General features: G+C 67.6%; 10 protein-coding genes and 2 pseudogenes. 8 read left to right on the plus strand and 4 right to left on the minus strand.

All coding sequences use genetic code 11. The features are described from left to right. Positions 1 to 125 precede the first annotated feature (125 nt). Entirely contained in the window at positions 126 to 398 is a 273-nt protein-coding gene (locus tag K415_RS0111530) for a hypothetical protein (RefSeq protein WP_024287203.1), read from the plus strand. Positions 399 to 658: 260 nt separating this feature from the next. On the opposite strand, the gene K415_RS0111535 is transcribed toward K415_RS0111530, so the two are convergent. Continuing rightward, complete coding sequence (locus tag K415_RS0111535; protein WP_024287204.1) at positions 659 to 1111, minus strand: tyrosine-type recombinase/integrase; 453 nt, start codon at positions 1109 to 1111, stop codon at positions 659 to 661. Between K415_RS0111535 and K415_RS24680 the strand changes: the two are divergent. The 5 genes and pseudogenes from K415_RS24680 to K415_RS0111565 all read left to right on the plus strand — a co-directional run. Further along, a pseudogene (locus K415_RS24680) lies at positions 1097 to 1982 on the plus strand (IS3 family transposase); the annotation flags it as partial. The gene K415_RS0111535 and the pseudogene K415_RS24680 sit on opposite strands and share 15 nt — an antisense overlap. Positions 1983 to 2031: 49 nt before the next feature. Continuing rightward, positions 2032 to 3429 (plus strand): IS30 family transposase, encoded by a 1398-nt coding sequence (locus tag K415_RS0111550; protein WP_029663637.1) that lies wholly within the window; start codon positions 2032 to 2034, stop codon positions 3427 to 3429. 1 nt (position 3430) lies between these two features. Further along, positions 3431 to 3757, plus strand: a pseudogene (locus tag K415_RS0111555) (integrase core domain-containing protein); the annotation flags it as partial. Between the two features lie 382 nt (positions 3758 to 4139). Then, positions 4140 to 10163: an RHS repeat-associated core domain-containing protein gene (locus K415_RS25015; protein WP_197024713.1), complete on the plus strand. Its 6024-nt coding sequence runs from the start codon at positions 4140 to 4142 to the stop codon at positions 10161 to 10163. After that, a complete protein-coding gene (locus K415_RS0111565; protein ID WP_024287209.1) occupies positions 10164 to 10709 on the plus strand; it encodes a hypothetical protein in 546 nt (181 codons plus the stop codon). A 665-nt stretch (positions 10710 to 11374) separates the two neighbouring features. Here K415_RS0111565 and K415_RS0111570 read toward each other — a convergent pair. Continuing rightward, positions 11375 to 12544 (minus strand): tyrosine-type recombinase/integrase, encoded by a 1170-nt coding sequence (locus tag K415_RS0111570; RefSeq protein WP_197024714.1) that lies wholly within the window; start codon positions 12542 to 12544, stop codon positions 11375 to 11377. Between the two features lie 381 nt (positions 12545 to 12925). Between K415_RS0111570 and K415_RS0111575 the strand changes: the two genes are divergently transcribed. Together K415_RS0111575 and K415_RS0111580 are read left to right on the plus strand one after the other, a co-directional pair. Further along, the gene (locus K415_RS0111575; protein WP_024287211.1) at positions 12926 to 14353 is read left to right on the plus strand and encodes a HEPN domain-containing protein; all 1428 of its coding nucleotides are present in this window, start codon (positions 12926 to 12928) and stop codon (positions 14351 to 14353) included. Positions 14354 to 14417: 64 nt separating this feature from the next. Next, positions 14418 to 16034, plus strand: a complete 1617-nt coding sequence (locus K415_RS0111580) for a hypothetical protein (protein ID WP_024287212.1) — start codon at positions 14418 to 14420, stop codon at positions 16032 to 16034. Positions 16035 to 16151: 117 nt separating this feature from the next. Here K415_RS0111580 and K415_RS0111585 read toward each other — a convergent pair whose 3' ends face one another. Both K415_RS0111585 and K415_RS0111590 read right to left on the minus strand, forming a co-directional pair. Beyond that, positions 16152 to 16400 (minus strand): hypothetical protein, encoded by a 249-nt coding sequence (locus K415_RS0111585; RefSeq protein WP_024287213.1) that lies wholly within the window; start codon positions 16398 to 16400, stop codon positions 16152 to 16154. Beyond that, positions 16397 to 17746, minus strand: a complete 1350-nt coding sequence (locus tag K415_RS0111590; RefSeq protein WP_024287214.1) for a hypothetical protein — start codon at positions 17744 to 17746, stop codon at positions 16397 to 16399. The genes K415_RS0111585 and K415_RS0111590 overlap by 4 nt, the downstream gene beginning before the upstream one ends. Between the last annotated feature and the right edge of the window lie 95 nt (positions 17747 to 17841).

Consider the following 17841-nt stretch of genomic DNA (forward strand, 5'->3'; position numbering starts at 1 on the left):
AAGTGCAGACAGTGCCGTGGAGATGCACTAACGGTGCCCGTGAGCGGACTAGAGGTGGCTAGATGAGGCGTCGACTCAAGGCTTGTGCAGGAAGCGTCGCGCTGGCAGGGCTGCTCAGTGGGTGCATGTTCTCCTACGACGCGCCGCGTCCGTCGGTGGTCTATCACAACAACCTCGACGAAGGGGTCCTCGTCAGCATCGAAGGCACGGCGTTCGAGCCCGCGCAACCGGTCCGTACTCGGAGTGACGTGGCCTACGAGCTGGACGAGTGCGCTGGGACCGCCATCGTGGTGGAGACCCAGGACGGTGAGCCGGTGGGCCGGGTCGACGAGCCGGCCTGCCCGGGCTGGGCGCTGACGATCAACGAAGACGGCACCCTGGAGTACGCCGAAAGTTAGTTGCCGCCCGGGCGGTCAAGTACGCCGTTCCGAGGTGGCGGATCGATATCGGACTCGTCTTCGTAGGCTGCAGGGCGGTCAGCCCGACCTATCGGGTTGAGCCCCTCGGCCCTTGACCGCGCACCCGACGAAGCAGGATCAAGATCCCCGGACACGTCGGGCGTTCTCGGCGCACAGTGCGGCCACAAGATCACTTCGGAGAGTCCCGGGAGCTCGCTCGCCGAGACGCCGACGACCATGACCTCACGGCGGACAAGTCCTTACGGAGCGGATCGCCCGCGTATCGACTGGAACGCGGCGAAGGCCTTCTGGTCGGCGTCGGGCAGGGTGTGCAGGTACTTCTGGGTGGTCATGATCTGGGCGTGGCCCATGCGCTCCATCACGGACTTCAAGTCGGCACCGCCGGCCAGGAGCCAGGACGCGTGGGCGTGGCGTAGGTCGTGCATGCGGACGGGGAAGTCGATGCCAGCGCGTTCGACGGCGGGGCGCCAGTAGCGGGCTCGGAAGGTCGAGCGTGACAGGGGGCTGCCCCCGGCGATCTCCCGCGATGGGAACAGCAGGTCGTCCCGGCTCAAGCCGAGAGTGGCGATCCGGGCGGCTATGGCCTCGACCAGTGCTGAGGAGACGGCGGGACTGCTGAGGGTTTGGTTGACACCTGGTCTGTGGGGGCGGGAGCCCTCGCTGGAAGGATGTCGATCGTGTCCAGAGTTCATCCGAAGGAGTTCCGCGCGGACGTCGTGGCTGTGGCCAGGCGCGGTGATGCTCCGATCGCTCAGATCGCCAGGGACTTCGGGATCTCCGACTCGTGTCTGCGCAACTGGCTGCATGCCGCCGACGTCGAGGACGGTCACCGTCCCGGCCAGAGCGCGGCGGAGTCCGCTGAGCTGCGCGAGCTCAAGCGTCGCAACCGGTTGTTGGAGCAGGAGAACGAGGTCCTGCGCCGGGCGGCGGCCTACTTGTCGCAGGCGTCGCTCCCAAAATGATCTTCCCGCTGGTCCTGAGCTGGCCGCGGCCGGTGCCCCTGTGCGGGTGCCGGTCGCGGTGACCTGCCGGGTGCTGGGGTTCTCCCGGCAGGCGTACTACTCCTGGCTGGCTGACCCGGTCAGCGCCCGGGACCTGGTCGACGCGTATGCGACCAACGCCGCGATCGACGCCCACCGCGATGACCCGGAGTTCGGTTACCGGTTCATCGCCGACGAGCTGATCGAGGCCGGCCACCAGGTCTCCGAGCGGCGGGTCTGGCGGCTGTGCTCAGTCGCGGGGGTGTTCTCGGTGCACTCGGTCAAGCGCGGCAAGGGCCGCCGGCCCGGTCCGCCGGTCCACGACGACCTGGTCGAGCGGAACTTCACCGCCACCGCCCCGAACCGGTTGTGGCTGACGGACATCACCGAGCACGCCACGAGCGAAGGCAAGAGCTACTGCTGTGCGGTCAAGGACGTGTTCTCCAACCGGATCGTGGGGTAGTCGATCAGCGACCGGATGAAGTCCCAGCTCGCCGTGGACGCCCTGAACTCCGCGGTGGCCCGCCGCGGCGGACGGGCCGCGGTCGCCGGTTGCGTGGTTCACTCCGACCGCGGATCGCAAGGCGGATTCAATCGGTCGTCGCAACACCTCGAGGTCTCGGAGGTGTTCGATGGTTCGTCGGCAGCGGGCAGCGGATCGGGCGGTTCGGCCGAAGTTGAGGTCGCCCGGTCATCCGAAGTTCCAGCGCGAGGTCGAGACCGGGTTCTGGGTCGAGATCGTCAAGGGGCTGTTGCCCATCGAGGCGGCGGCCGCGGTCGGTGTGTCGCAGCCGGTCGGGCAGCGGTGGTTCCACGACGGTGGCGGCATGCCCCCGTTCGACCTCAAGGCGCAACCGTCGGGCCGCTACCTGTCCTTCGCTGAGCGCGAGGAGATCGCGCTGCTCAGGGCCCAGTGCCAGGGCGTGCGCGAGATCGCCCGGGCGGTCGGCCGTGACCCGGGGACGATCTCTCGTGAGCTGCGCCGCAACGCGGCGACCCGTGGCGGGAAGGTCGAGTACCGGGCGTCGGTCGCGCAGTGGAAGGCCGATCTCGCCGCCCGTCGACCGAAGACCGCCAAGCTGGTCGCCGATCCGCGGCTGCACGCCTATGTCCAGGAGCGCCTGTCGGGGCAGGTCCGCCGGCCCGACGGGACCACGGTCAGCGGGCCGGTGCCGCCGCGGTTCACCGGCAACCACAAGTCCCACCGCCGGGACCGGGTCTGGGTGCGGGCGTGGAGCCCGGAGCAGATCGCGAACCGGATCAGGGTCGACTTCCCTGAGGATGAGTCCATGCGGATCAGCCATGAGGCGATCTACCAGGCGCTCTACATCCAGGGCCGTGGTGCTCTGCGGCGCGAGCTGGTGTGGTGTCTGCGCACCGGGCGCGCGCTGCGCGCGCCGCGGGAGCGGTCGCGGCGCAAGACCTGGGCGCACGTCACGCCCGAGACGCTGATCAGTGAACGCCCCGCCGAGGTCGAAGACCGCGCCGTCCCCGGGCACTGGGAAGGTGACCTCCTGATCGGGCTGGAGCGATCGGCGATCGGCACCGTCGTGGAGCGCACCACCCGGTTCACGATGCTGGTGCACCTTCCCCGCGAGGAGGGCTACCGCCACAAGGAGACGCCCAGGAACGGTCCCGCACTGGGCGGCTACGGGGCGATCACCATGAAGAACGCCCTCGCTACGACGATGTCCACGCTGCCGGCGCAACTGGCCCGTTCACTTACCTGGGACCGCGGCAAGGAGATGTCCGCCCACGCCCAGTTCAAGGTCGCCACCGGCATCCCGGTGTTCTTCGCCGACCCGCAGTCCCCGTGGCAGCGGGGCACGAACGAGAACACGAACGGGCTGCTGCGCCAGTACTTCCCCAAGGGCACCGACCTGTCCCGCTGGAGCGCCGAAGACCTCGAAGCCGTCGCCCACGCGTTGAACACCAGGCCCCGCAAGACCCTCGGCTGGAAGACCCCCGCCGAAGCCTTCAACGAGCACCTACTCTTGCTCCAACAAGCCGGTGTTGCATCGACCGGTTGAATCCGGTCAGTACCTCGCGGTTCGATACACCCAGCGGCTGGCCGAGGCCGGCGCCGTCGCCTCGGTCGGGTCCACCGGCGACTCCTACGACAACGCCCTGGCCGAGGCGTTCAACTCGTTGTTCAAGGCCGAGCTGGTTCGCAACAAGGGCCCCTGGAAGAACATCGACGACCTGGAGATCGCCGTCGCCGAATACATCGACTGGTTCAACCACCGGCGCCTGCACGGGGAGATCGGACTGATCCCACCAGTCGAGCAGGAGGACACCTACTACCGTCAGAACAACGCCCCGGCGACCGCCGGAGCGTCAGTTGCGAGCCTCCACTGAAGTCGGCACGAGACACTTCCTCACGAGCGGTACCGGCCCGTGTCGGCCACGCCGGCCGGTCCTGAGGCATTCGGGTGATCTTCCGACGAAGTGCCGCGCGGCGGGGTAGGAGACCACTAGCCTCCAGGACGGGGAGTCACAAGCGGCGGCCCTGGACTTGACAGGGGGCATGACCGTGCGCGGTTTGCTGGCGATTCGTCTTCGGGTTGTAGCTCGGGCTGTGGTGGTGACGCTTCTCCTCGGGATGCTGGTCGGCGTTGTGCCGGCGGCCCCGGCGGCCCTGGCTGTTGCGGATGAGGGGCCGTGGTCTGGGACGCTCGCATTGTCAGCGGCACGTTCTGAGGTCGATGCGAATGATGCGTCGACGACCTTCACGGTGGCGGTGAGCAAGGATGTGGTTTCGCCGTACTACTTGACGGTCTATGACGACACCGGGCGTCAGGTGTTCGACTGTGCTGGTTCCTCGACCTGCAAGGGTGGGGCGACGTTCACCGCCTGGACGCCGAACAACGCCACCCGGACCTACACCGCCTACGTGGCCCTGGACCGACCCATGACCGGGCCCCCCGTCAACGACGTGCGTGGGGCGTCGAGTGTGTCGGTGGCGAATCTGGGGTGGACCGGGACTCTTGAGCTGTCGGCGGACCGGACCGACGTCGATGCGAACAACGCGGCGACGGTCTTTACGGTCACGCCGAGCATGGATGTGGTTTCGCCGTACTACTTGACGGTCTATGACGACACCGGGCGTCAGGTGTTCGACTGTGCTGGTTCCTCGACCTGCAAGGGTGGGGCGACGTTCACCGCCTGGACGCCGAACAACGCCACCCGGACCTACACCGCCTACGTGGCCCTGGACCGACCCATGACCGGGCCCCCGGTCAACGACGTCCGCTCACCGGTGGCAGTCACGGTGGGGAATCTTGGGTGGACCGGGTCGACCACGCTGACCGCCGACTCGCCGTACGCCGATGCGAATGATGCGTCGACGACCTTCACGGTGGCGGTGAGCAAGGATGTGGTTTCGCCGTACTACTTGACGGTCTATGACGACACCGGGCGTCAGGTGTTCGACTGTGCTGGTTCCTCGACCTGCAAGGGTGGGGCGACGTTCACCGCCTGGACGCCGAACAACGCCACCCGGACCTACACCGCCTACGTGGCCCTGGACCGACCCATGACCGGGCCCCCCGTCAACGACGTGCGTGGGGCGTCGAGTGTGTCGGTGGCGAATCTGGGGTGGACCGGGACTCTTGAGCTGTCGGCGGACCGGACCGACGTCGATGCGAACAACGCGGCGACGGTCTTTACGGTCACGCCGAGCATGGATGTGGTTTCGCCGTACTACTTGACGGTCTATGACGACACCGGGCGTCAGGTGTTCGACTGTGCTGGTTCCTCGACCTGCAAGGGTGGGGCGACGTTCACCGCCTGGACGCCGAACAACGCCACCCGGACCTACACCGCCTACGTGGCCCTGGACCGACCCATGACCGGGCCCCCGGTCAACGACGTCCGCTCACCGGTGGCAGTCACGGTGGGGAATCTTGGGTGGACCGGGTCGACCACGCTGACCGCCGACTCGCCGTACGCCGATGCGAATGATGCGTCGACGACCTTCACGGTGGCGGTGAGCAAGGATGTGGTTTCGCCGTACTACTTGACGGTCTATGACGACACCGGGCGTCAGGTGTTCGACTGTGCTGGTTCCTCGACCTGCAAGGGTGGGGCGACGTTCACCGCCTGGACGCCGAACAACGCCACCCGGACCTACACCGCCTACGTGGCCCTGGACCGACCCATGACCGGGCCCCCCGTCAACGACGTGCGTGGGGCGTCGAGTGTGTCGGTGGCGAATCTGGGGTGGACCGGGACTCTTGAGCTGTCGGCGGACCGGACCGACGTCGATGCGAACAACGCGGCGACGGTCTTTACGGTCACGCCGAGCATGGATGTGGTTTCGCCGTACTACTTGACGGTCTATGACGACACCGGGCGTCAGGTGTTCGACTGTGCTGGTTCCTCGACCTGCAAGGGTGGGGCGACGTTCACCGCCTGGACGCCGAACAACGCCACCCGGACCTACACCGCCTACGTGGCCCTGGACCGACCCATGACCGGGCCCCCGGTCAACGACGTCCGCTCACCGGTGGCAGTCACGGTCCGAAACCACGGCTGGACAGGCTCAGTCGCGCTCCTGCAACGGCAGTCGAGCCCGACGAGCCGCACCATGACCGTGACGCCGAGCAAGGATGTGGTTTCGCCGTACTACTTGACGGTCTATGACGACACCGGGCGTCAGGTGTTCGACTGTGCTGGTTCCTCGACCTGCAAGGGTGGGGCGACGTTCACCGCCTGGACGCCCAGCAACGCCACCCGGACCTACACCGCCTACGTGGCCCAAGACCGACCCATGACCGGGCCCCCCATCAACGACGTGCGGGCGATCAGTGGGGTCTACAGCACGGCGGGTCGTGGGCCGACGGAGTCCGGCGAGACCGCTGCGGGGTACAACTTGTCCCAGGCATGTAACGACCGGTGCGCCGGCGACCCCGTCAACACCACGACCGGTGAGTTCTTCGAGACGACCACTGACCTGGCGGTTCCTGGGTCCGGTCCGGGGTTGGCGTTCACCCGTTCCTACGGTGTGAGTCGCACCGACGTGGCCGGGACGCTGGGCCGCGGTTGGACGGACAGCTTCGCGATGCGCTTGTCGATCCGAGTCGGTGCGGTTGGCAACTCGTTGGAGACGGCGTCTCAGGTCCAGGTCACACAGGAGAACGGCAGCGTGATCACGTTCTCGCGGCTGTGGAACGGCACCTATGTCGGCCCTGACCGTACGTTCGCCTCCCTGGTTCGGGACACGGACGGGACCTACGTGTTGACCCGGAACGGTCAGCAACGGTTCACCTTCGACGCCCAGGGTCGCCTTGCCACGCTGGCCGACGCCAACAACAACACGGTGACCCTGTCCTACGACGGTGATCAGCTTGCCGCGGCCGCCGACGACAAGGGTCGCTCCCTGCAGCTGACATGGTCCGAAGATCGGATCGCGTCGGTCACCGATCAGACCGGTCGGAGTGTCACCTACACCTACTCCGCGGCCGGTGACCTGACCCGTGTGGTTGGTCCCGATGGTTCGGTCAAGGTCTACTCCTATGACACCGCCCACCGGGTCGTTTCGATGATCCACCCAGATGGTGGGATCACGCGCAACGACTACGACGTGGCGTCGCGGGTGATCAAGCAGACCGACCCGCTTGGGCGCGTCCTGACGTTCGCCTATGGCGACGGCCAGACCACGATCACCGAACCGACCGGTTCGGTGGGGATCGAACGCTACGTCGATGGCCAGGTGCTCTCTAGAACGACGGCGGCCGGGACCGACCTGGAGGCCACAACCTTCTTCACCTACGGGGCCACCAACCAGGTCGAGTCCACCACCGACCCGCTGGGCCGGGTGGTCCGGTTCACCCATGACGCTCGGGGCAATCGCACGTCGGTGACCGACCCGCTGGGACGGATCTCGACCACGACCTTTGACCAGTGGAACAACCCGCTGACGGTGACCAACGCTGCAGGGGAGACCACGTCGTTCGCGTATGACGAGCACGGAAACCTGACCGGCAGCACCGGCCCGGATGGTGCGGTCTCGACGATGACGGTCAACCCGGACGGGACGATCGCAACTGCGACCGACCCGTTGGGTCGCGTGACAAGCTTCGCTTATGACACCAACGGCTACCTGGCGACGGTCACCGGTCCGGATGGGGCCGCGTTGGTGACCCAGTTCGACGAGCTCGGGCGGGTGGTGGCGACGACCGATCCGCGCGGCACCGCACCTGGCGCCTCGCCCGCGGAGTACACCACGACGTTCAGCTACGACGCGGCCGGCCGCCGCACCTCGGGCACCGACCCGTTGGGTGCCGTCGTTGCCACGGCCTATGACGCCGCCGGGCGACCGACCACTGTCACTGACGCGCTGGGGGCCCAAAGCCTGCGCGAGTACGACGCCGCCGGTCAGCTGGTCGCGGTGGTTGATGCCGCGGGTGGCCGCACGACCATGACCTATGACGGTGCCGGGCGCATGCTGACCGTCACCGACGCCCTCGGGGCCACGACCAGCACGGAGTACGACGCCCTGGGGCGGGCGGTTGGGCTGACCGACGCCCTGGGCCGGATCAGTCGGACCGAGTACGACGCCGGGGACCGGGTCGTGGCCACGGTAGCGCCCTCCGGTGCGCGGACCACCTACACCTACGACGTCGCCGACCAGCTCCTGACCGTCGCCGACCCCCTGGGCGGTCAGACGGTCACGACCTACGACCCGGCAGGCCGCCCTGTGACGGTCACCGATGCCGACGGGCGTGCCGTCACCGGCACCTATGACGACGCCGGCAGGCCGGTCGCCTTGGAGCGGGCCGACGGCAGCACCGTGGCGTGGGCCTATGACGCTTCCGGGCAGATCACCGCCTACACCGACGCCGCCGGGACCCCCACGACCTACACCTACGACACCGCCGGCAGACGGGCCACATCGACCGATGCCGCCGGACGCACCACCGCCTATGCCTATGACCGGGCGGGCCTGCTGGCCACCGTCACCTACCCCGACGCCCAGCACGCCTCGTACTCCTATGACGCAGCGGGTCAGGTAGTGGGCATCGACTACTCCGACACCACACCGGACGTGACCTACACCTACGACGCCGCTGGGCGGGCCACGGCCGTGACCGACGGGACCGGGCAGACCGACTACTCCTACGACGTGCTCGGCCAGGTCCTGGACGTCACTCGCGGCGCGACCACCGTCGGGTATGGGTGGGACAACGTCGGGCAGCTGACGGACCTGACCTACCCCAGCGGCCAGAGCGTTCAGCGCACCTACGACGCGGCCGGGCAGCTGACCACGCTCACCGACTGGGCCGACCGGGTGTTCACCTACACCTGGACCGACGACGGGCAGGTCGACCAGCTCACCTACCCCAACGGGGTCACCACCGACTACGAGCAGGACGCGACCGGGCAGGTTCTGGGCATCACCACTTCCAATGACACCGGGATCGACCTGCTCGAGCTCGCCTACTCCTACACCGACGCCGGGCTGATGGCCGACCAGACCACCACCCGCTCCACCGAAGCCCGCGCCCCACCGACCGCCACGACCAGCACCTCGACCTTCACCTGGGACCCGCTGGCCCGGATCGCCCAGATCAGCGGAGACCAGGCCGGGACATTCACCTTCGACACCACAGGGTCGCTGACGGCCCTGGCCGACGGGCGCACCCTGACCTACGACCCCGCCGGTCAGGTCACCGGCCTGACCAACCCCACCGCAATCACCGTCACGGCGTTCGGGTACGACGGACGGGGCAACCGGACCACAACCGCAACCACTGGGGTGGCCGGCACCGCAACGACCACCGCGGCCTACGACCTGGCCAACCGGCTCACGTCACTGACCAGCCCCGACGGCGTGACGACCAGCTACACCTACAACGCAGCAGGGCTCCGCGCCTCGGCGACCACCGGCACCGGGCCTGACGCCGTCGAGGACTTCACCTGGGACTCTGCCGCGCCCATCCCGCTGCTACTGGCCGACGCCAGGTTCACCTACCTCTACGGAGCCGGAACGGCGCCCCTGGCTCAGGTCGCCCTGGACGACGGGCACGTCGAGTACCTGCACACCGACCTGATCGGCTCGATCCGCACCACCACCGACACCAACGGCCAGGTCACCGCCGACGCCAACTACGACACCTACGGCCAACCACTGACCATCACCAACAGCCCGGTCAGCGACGTCACACGCTTCGGATACGCCGGGGAGTACACCGACCCCACCGGCTACATCTACCTCCGCAACCGCTACTACGACCCAACCACCGCACAGTTCCTAACTCGAGACCCACTGGAAGACCGGACCCTCGACCCCTACGGCTACACCAGCGGCAACCCTCTCCAGTTCATCGACCCGTTGGGGCTGTTTTCTTGGAATCCGCTGGACTGGGACCCCGATGTGCTCGACACGGTCTCAGCAATCGCAGGCGGTGCGGCGGCAATCCTGGTGGTGACAGGAGTAGGGGCACCGGTCGCGGCCGTCCTCGGCGGAGTGGCCATGGCCACCTCAGCTGTCGCAACGGTCAACCGAGTCCGACAAGGGGACGATTTCATTGACATCGCGCTGTCTGGCGTGGGCGCTGTCACTGGTGCCGGCGGACTGGCTGCAAGGGCCGTCGCCAAGGGTTCCGTCGCCGCCGCGCGGGCGGCATCCGCCTACACTCGCGGAGCCGGGTCCGCGGGACGTGCAGTCGACGATGTGCTGGAGACCTTCGACGTGCTGGGCTACACACCTCTGACGTTCCTGGATGGAGCTCGCGCCCTCTGGTGTGAAGGAGTGATCTAGATGCCGACGTCGGACGTCCGGTTCATCAGGGAGAGCGCCCTCGCCTGGCGAGCGCTGCACCGCATTTCAAGGGTGTTCGTGACCAAAGCGATCGTGGCGCGTGACGTCCGCGGCCGGTCACGCGAGCAGCTCGCCGCGGACATCGTCAACGACGGTCTCGGGCCGCGCGCATCGGTATGGGGTCGTGACCACGCGGTCGAAATGCTCACGTACGCGGTTCCCATCGTTGCGACCGCGGCATACGTCCCGCTGCTGGTAGGCGCCCTACTCGTGCGGCCGATCTTCGGTGGCCCTGCAACGGGGAACGTTCTCGCCCTAGCGGCAGCTGTCCTCTTTCCGGTGCTCGGGCTCGTGGTTCCGTTGTCGGTACGGTTTGCTCGGGCACGCCATCAACTACGCGCATGGGAAGCTAGGGGCGAGCCTGAGGACGAGCAGCCCGTCGACGGCTCGCTCCCGCGCGGGGTCGATGCCGTCATTGGCATGTCAATAGGCGGGGTGCTCAGCATCATGATGATCGCCGGAGTGATCCTTGGACCGTCCCGCTAGTGACTTCAGGACGACTGTCGCCGTGACCACCGACAACACCCGTCCGAGGGCAACCCGCGCCGTCGGGACCATCCGCCGCAGCGAAGGCTCAAGCGCGTGAGCTCCGGAGACGACCAGGCGGCGAACTCAGAACGCAGCGATTCGGCGAATCACGCCGTGGCTGACGCTCTCACCGGTCCACGGCAGTTGCCCATTACCCAGGCAGGCGCGTCTTCGATCTGAGCCCCTGACCGCCGAGGACCTGGAGTCTCTCGCCCCATCACTACGGCCCCAAGTGGGGCCACATCAGGCTGTCACTCTCAGCGGGCCTCGGGTGTCGATGAGCGAGCCGTCTCGTTCGGCCAGCACATCGGTGATCGAGCCGCGCCCGAGCGCCCGGGGCCGGGCAAGCGACCGTGCCCTCTGACACGGGCCTGGACCGGACGGCCCGTCAGTTGGGCCGCGTCCCTCGGTGAGGCGCCCTTCGTGAGGCCCTTGACCTCAACGAGCCCGACCGACCCCGCAGCCATGGGGGCGCTGCAGTTCTGGGCCCGATGAAGCAGGATCGAGACCTCGGACACGCCGGGTGTTCTCGGTGCACAGTGTGGCGACAAGATCACTTCAGGGAGTCCCGGGAGTTCGCTCTCCGGGATGCCGACGACTGTGACCTCACGGCGGACGTGTTCTTACGGGGTGGATCGACCGCGTATTGACTCGAATGCGGCGAGGGCCTTCTGGTCGGCGTCGGGCAGGGTGTGCAGGTACTTCTGGGTGGTCATGATCTGGGCGTGGCCCATGCGCTCCATCACGGACTTCAGGTCCGCGCCGCCGGCCAGGAGCCAGGAGGCGTGGGCGTGGCGCAGGTCGTGCATGCGGACGGGGAAGTCGATGCCGGCGCGTTCGACGGCCGGACGCCAGTAGCGGGCTCGGAAGGTGGATCGTGACAGGGGGCTGCCCTCGGCGATCTCTCGTGAGGGGAACAGCAGGTCGTCTCGGCTCAAGCCGAGGGTGGCGATCCGTGCGGCGATGGCCTCGACAAGTGCTGATGAGACGGCCAGGGTGCGGGGTTCGTCGTCCTTGGGGTAGGGCTTGAAGATCATTCGTTGGCCGGTGGGGGAGTCCTTGCTGGAGACCTCGACGATGGTCTCCTGGACGGTGATGGTGCGACGTAGGAAGTCGATGTGCAGGGGGCGCAGGGCTACGAGCTCGCCCCAGCGCAGCCCGGTCTCGATCCCGGTGAGCACCAGGACCTTGAACCGGTCGGGCACCGCGGCCAGGACCGCGTCGAACTCGTCGGGGGTCAGGATCCGCGACTTCGTGGTGATGACCTTGGGCAGCTCGGTGGCCTCGCAGGGGTTGTAGGCCAGGATCCTGTCGCGCACGGCCCGGGCGAAGACCGAGTGGAGCATGACGTGGTACTTGGTGATGGACCGGGGAGACAGGCCCTGCGCGGCGGCGAGGGTGACCCACTCCTGGACGGTCGACGGCATGATCCGAGCCAGGCGCATGGGCCCGAAGAAGGGCACGAAGTGGTTGCGCAGGTAGGACCGGTACCCGGCCCTGGTGCTGACCTCGAGGTGCCGCGACGGCAGCCAGACCTCCTGGGCGTACTGCTGGAACGTGATCTGGCCGGCCGCCCGATCGACCCACGTGCCGTCGGTGACCTTGTCGTCTTGCCGGCCGGCAGCGCGCTCGGCCTCGCGCTTGGTGTTGAAGGTGCCCGCGGAGCGGATCTTGCCGTGGCGGTCCCGGTAGACGGCGGTGAACCGCGACTTGTCGCCTCGGACGGGTCGCTCGACCACCCAGCCCATCGCCGCCACCTCCAGCGTCCTCGTAAGCAGTTCGTAAGCAGACATGCCTGGATCCGGGTGGATCGTGGCGTATCTCAGTGGACCCCGATACCGCCTCTGACCTGGGCAAACGCTCAGATCGATGCTAGTCGGAACCTCGCGAATGGCAAGGTGCTCCCGGCTCATAACCCAGAGGTCGCAGGTTCAAATCCTACCCCCGCTACCAATGTAAGTGCAGGTCAGAGGCCCTTTCGATCTTCGGATCGAGAGGGCCTCTGGCGTTCGTGTCAACGAGATGTCAACGAGGGCTGCCTGCGGACGCCTGCGGACTGGCGCGCACTGGGACGGTCTCGGATGCTCGGATGCTCGGATGCTCGGATGCTCGGATGCTCGGATGCTCGGATGCTCGGATGCTCGGATGCTCGGGTCACAGGGCAGGATGCTTGCATGGAGATCGGGGAGGTCCACCACCTGCGCTGGTTCCATCCGGGTCGCGATCCTGAACGAGGCGTTCCCGGGTCGTACAAGGTGGACGACGCAGGCAGGATCGAGGTGAGGCTGTACGAGAACTGGGACGACCAGGGCTCGCTGGCCCTCATGCCTGCAGAGGACTTCCCGACGATCCTCTACGGCGAGGTGTTCCGCGAGGCAGTGACGCTTGTCGGTTGCCGCGACCTTGGCGGCAAGACGACGGTTACGAGCCAGCAGGACGTCCGGATCGGTGTGGACTACGGCGTCGAGGGGTTCGTCTACCTATCCGAAGACGAACTGGCACTCACCGAAGTGCGCTTCTGCTTCACAGACCAGGAGGCGTGGACGGGTTGGAGTCCGCACCAGGTGGAGCAGTCGCGCGGAGCCAATGGCCTTGAGCGCGCCTCCGTCCGCTTCGAGCGCCCGCCGGATCTGGAGGTGGGGGTCGACGGTGGACTGCTGCAGCTGCAGGACGACTCGTACCTCCATGAGGACTCGGTGACGCGCCGGACGACCCTGCAGATTCGAAGCCGGTTTGCCTACCGGTTTGACGAGCCCGTGCCCATCCCGGAGATTATGACCCGGTACGCCTACCCGCTCCAGATTCTGCTCCTCACAGCCACTGGGAACATGCCTGGCGCGATGTCGATCGTGGGGACCAACCCCGCCTGGTTCGCGCACGGGAAACCGGCCACCGTTCACAGCGAGTGGGTCTCGATTAGGCGTTACCACGGCGGACCCAGGGGTCTTGCCCCCGGTAGCCTTCGATACCTGCATCTGCTGGACGACTTCGACTTCGTAGCCCAACTGCCTCAGGTCCTGGAGGCGGTCGCGCGCCACCGCCTCGCTTTCGAGAGGTACGCGGAGATGCTCTCCGAGCACTCCGTCGGTGACCTGTCACGGTTCGTCGCAATGACCCGCGTCATCGATGCGTTCGATCGGTCGAGACACCCGGATAAGAAGCGAACGGGACGCTTCAAGGAACCTGTTATGCGCCTCGATGATGAGGCCGGCGGCTTCGTTGGTCGGCTGGTGGGCAGGGTGCCCGATTGGGGGTTCTACATCGCGGAACTCAGGAACGTGGTGCTGCACGGTGTCGAGAGGACGCGAGATCTCGTGCCGGATCCCCGCCCGCTCTTTGCAGCCACGGAGGCGCTCGAACTGCTCTTCGAGATGCACGTTCTAGTCGAGTTCGGCTTCACGGTCGAGCGCGCCGCGGCGCTCGTCGAACGGCGACACCCGTTCTGGGCACGCCGCAAGACCATCGACGAGTGTTTCCCCGTGCTGGTGGGATTCGTCGGTCGGGACTCCAGGGCTGGGCCGCGGGAGGGCGCGAGTCCGTCAGCGTGCGCCCCCGTCGAGGGGGTGGCCTCAGACGGCGGAGGTGTCACGCCCTCCGGGTGATGACTGGGTCCGCATCGGCGCGACAGCGCAGGGTGCGGTCGGTGGCGGCTGACAGACTCGCATTGTGGTCGACCAACCGAAGACACTTGGCCGCTTCGTCCTGCGGGCGCGGCGCATCGCGGCGCACTCCCTGGCGAGCGACCGGCAGGCTCTGCTGTCTCTGAGCGAGTTCACGTTGACGGGCCACATCGAGCTGGACGGCACGATGCAGATGCGTCGCGCGTTGCCGGACGAGGAAGCCTTCGAGTCGCTGGCCGCGCGGGTACGCCCGGTGCTGGTCAAGACGGAGTCGGTCCACCACGGGCGGGTCCTCGAAGCCATACAGGCCGCCATCGACGCAACCGAGTCGGAGATCCCCGAGGGCCTTCTGGTCCGGCTCGCAGGTCTGCAGAACGAGTGGCCTAAGTTCGACCTCGATAGCACCAACGTTCTGCGGTTTGCCATGCAATCCGCCAAGACCGACGGTTCCGAGAGCACTCCACAGGTGTCCGATACCCAGCTGGCGGCTGCATGGCTCTACGGCGATCTGGTCCATGTCGACACGCGCGGGGACAAGAGCGATGGTCAGCTGTTCCCGGTCAAGGAGCGCTACTCCGCTGCGGTCACCTACTTCGCTCACGCGGTGGTGCTCACCCTGATGACCTTGGATCTGGTGGTGGCGCTGCATGAGCTTGGAGTGATCGCCCTCGACGAAGACTCGCTCCGAGAGGATGTCGTGATCGGCGCTGATGAACTCGTGGATGAGGGTGTGGCCTACGTCGGTCCGGTTGGCTCCCCCATGCCGAGCCTCGACATCGCGATTCAGGAGCCTCCCGAGGGCTTCCGCCCCTTTACGGTCACGGAGCTCTTGCGACAGGTGCCGGCCGGCCAGGTCCAGGTCGTGCTCACCGCACACGGCTCCAAGGTCGGTGAGTACGAGGCTGCTGTGTCTCGGCGCGGGGAGAAAGACGGTCGGCTGCACTGGGAGGCTCTCGTGGCAGGCGCTGTGACCTTCGAAGTGTCCTTCGGCGTGGAGGATGAGGAGATCAGGGACAGCCGCTTCGAGGGCATCACGTCACACGCCACGACGAACCGGATGAAGCTCGCCGAGGCGATGCTGGCCCGCGAGATGGCGACCAGCAGCGAGATCAGCTTCTACGTCGCGGGCCAGAAGTTCTTCGCCCTCGACGTGCCCCCACACGCGGCGGAGGAAGTGACGTACATCGATGTCTCCATCGACAGCCTCTACGACCTCGTCGTCATTGAGACCATCACACGCCAAGCTCTGAGACCGATGACCGGTGCCTACAGGAGCGCCGACCGGGCGCTGTTGCGCCGCACCCGCCTTCTCTGGGAGGGACGGGTCGTTCCGTTCCGATCGGGCCCTCTGTCGACCACTGCACCAGCAGGTGTTGTTCCCCAGGTGATCGTGATGCCGGCGACCAACCATTCGATCGCCGACACGGAGGTTCCCGTACCCACGACCTTCATCCGGCACCCGCTCATGGCTCCGGAGTCGGTCACCGAAGTGCCAGGCAGCGATCCACCGAAGGATCACATGAACATGGTGGTCCCGCGAGACGAGCCGTTCGTCGCCTGGGCACCCGAGAAGCGACAGATCGCTGGTGACAACGACCTACTAGAACCGACGCCTTGGGGCCTGTCCCACTTCGACGAGCAGGCATTCCTCGGCGAGGGCTGAAGGTGCGCATGGCCCCATGGCGACCACTCGGATCTTTGTGCACGTCCGACGCCGCTCGCCCGTCAGTCGACACGTCACCCCGCGACACGGGAACCCGCGGCTCGCGCTCGAGGTGGGTCAGGTCGTCAGCGCGCGGACGACGTCAACTTCGGGCAGGTCCAGTGCGTCGGCGAGGAGCCGGGTCAGCAGGGCCATAGTGGGGATCAGGTGGTAGACGCTGAACTCGATCCGGGGAGCGTCTGTGCGGTCTTCGTCGCGCCACAGGGCGGCCCAGTAGCACTCGAGGAGTGGGTTGTAGCCCCAGATCGACTGCTCGGCCCAGCCGGGCAGGTTGATGTCGCGCACGAACTCGTCGGCGAGGCTCATGCGTCCACCTGCAAGCCGATCGGCTCGACGTCGACGACCCGGTCCGCCTGGGCGTGGACGAGTGCCGGCCCGAGCGCGGGGGTTGGGCTCGGGTGACTGCGAAGGTCCTGGTAGAGCCTGCTGACCTCGTCGAGTTGACGCTCCGGTGCGGGCGCGAGCCTGCCGTCCAAGCGCGCACGTACCAATTCCGGGTGGTCGGTGATCTCGTCGCCGGTCAGTGCCCGTGCGGGGACGTAGACGGTGCTGGTGCGGGTGATCTTGGCGAAGGTCCGGGCGTTGTGGTCGGCGACCTCGGTCATCAGTGCGACCGCTCCGCCGAGGGCGGCGCCCGTCCGGCGGATGGTCGGGTCCGCCTCACGCGCCCTTCCCGGGCCCGACAGAGGCGCCACGGCGGGCAAGAGGCGCGCGAGTGCGGTCAAGTCGGCGCGGACGAGGTCGTCGTGCGGGACTGGGCTGACCAGCGCGGCGAGCTTGCTGCCCAGGGTTTGCCAGCTCCGACCGCGTGCGACGAGCGTGCTGGCTGGGCCGGTGGGGCCGGCGTGGAACGCGGCGGCGTGGGCGTGCACGGCGATGCCGATCGTGGCGAGGTCGCGCAGGGTGGCCACGGAGCGGTCGGGTGAGTTCACCAGTTCCCAGGCCCGTTGTCGCACGCGGGCGAGGCGGTCGGTGAGCTCGATGAGGACGTCGCCGGTGCGCACGCGGGAGGCGATCAGGCCGATGTCGGGCAGGGGGCGTGGGTCGCGTGACTCGGTTGCTCGGGCGAGGTCTCGGGCGGCGAGGGTGACGTGCTGCATGCCGGGCAACCACGAACGAACGGTGGTCCACGGGACTCCGGTCTGCCCGACGCGGAGTGCCAGCGCGTCCTCCACCGAGGCCGTGGTCAGGGCGAGGGCAGCGACCTGGGCCAGCGCGGCGTCGCGGGCGTCGGCCGCCTCAAGGACGTGGGCATTCGGGGAGCGCGGCGAACCGGCGAGGTCGTGGTGGACCGAGACGAGGTCGGTGGCGGCCCGGATGGCCTGGGCAGCTCGACCCCAGGCGCCATGAGGGCCGGCGATCAGTGACGGGTGGGGCCGTTCGACGCCGATAGTCTCGGTGATCGTCGCGGCGAGGTGGAGCGCGGCGGCTTCGACGGGGTCGGGGTGCAGGGCTGAGCGCACCCCTGCGGCGCGGCCGGGACCGATCAATGCCCACACGTGGGCCTCGAGGGCGGACAGGACGGCGTGCCGGTCCGTGACGACGGACAGGGCACTGTTGCGATCGTCCATCCGGACGGACGTCGAACGCCGACCGTCCTCGATCAACGTCGTGGCCTGAGCGATCAGGTCCCGGTAGGCCGCGGGCGTCATGGCCGGGGCCCGAGGATCTTCTCCCGCGCACGACGCAGAGCGGCCTCCACGTCGGCCAGGGTCAGGACGTCGGCAATCGTCAGGTCCGCGTCGAA

It is taken from the genome of Cellulomonas sp. KRMCY2, assembly GCF_000526515.1.
In the GTDB taxonomy this organism is placed as follows: Bacteria; Actinomycetota; Actinomycetes; order Actinomycetales; family Cellulomonadaceae; genus Actinotalea.

Excerpts from the sequence above, each read along its gene's own strand:
- K415_RS0111530 (WP_024287203.1), top strand. The coding sequence starts at position 126 with ATGTTCTCCTACGACGCGCCGCGTCCGTCGGTGGTCTATCACAACAAC.
- K415_RS0111535 (WP_024287204.1), bottom strand. The coding sequence starts at position 1,111 with ATGAACTCTGGACACGATCGACATCCTTCCAGCGAGGGCTCCCGCCCC.
- K415_RS0111550 (WP_029663637.1), top strand. The coding sequence starts at position 2,032 with ATGGTTCGTCGGCAGCGGGCAGCGGATCGGGCGGTTCGGCCGAAGTTG.
- K415_RS0111565 (WP_024287209.1), top strand. The coding sequence starts at position 10,164 with ATGCCGACGTCGGACGTCCGGTTCATCAGGGAGAGCGCCCTCGCCTGG.
- K415_RS0111570 (WP_197024714.1), bottom strand. The coding sequence starts at position 12,544 with ATGTCTGCTTACGAACTGCTTACGAGGACGCTGGAGGTGGCGGCGATG.
- K415_RS0111575 (WP_024287211.1), top strand. The coding sequence starts at position 12,926 with ATGGAGATCGGGGAGGTCCACCACCTGCGCTGGTTCCATCCGGGTCGC.
- K415_RS0111585 (WP_024287213.1), bottom strand. The coding sequence starts at position 16,400 with ATGAGCCTCGCCGACGAGTTCGTGCGCGACATCAACCTGCCCGGCTGG.
- K415_RS0111590 (WP_024287214.1), bottom strand. The coding sequence starts at position 17,746 with ATGACGCCCGCGGCCTACCGGGACCTGATCGCTCAGGCCACGACGTTG.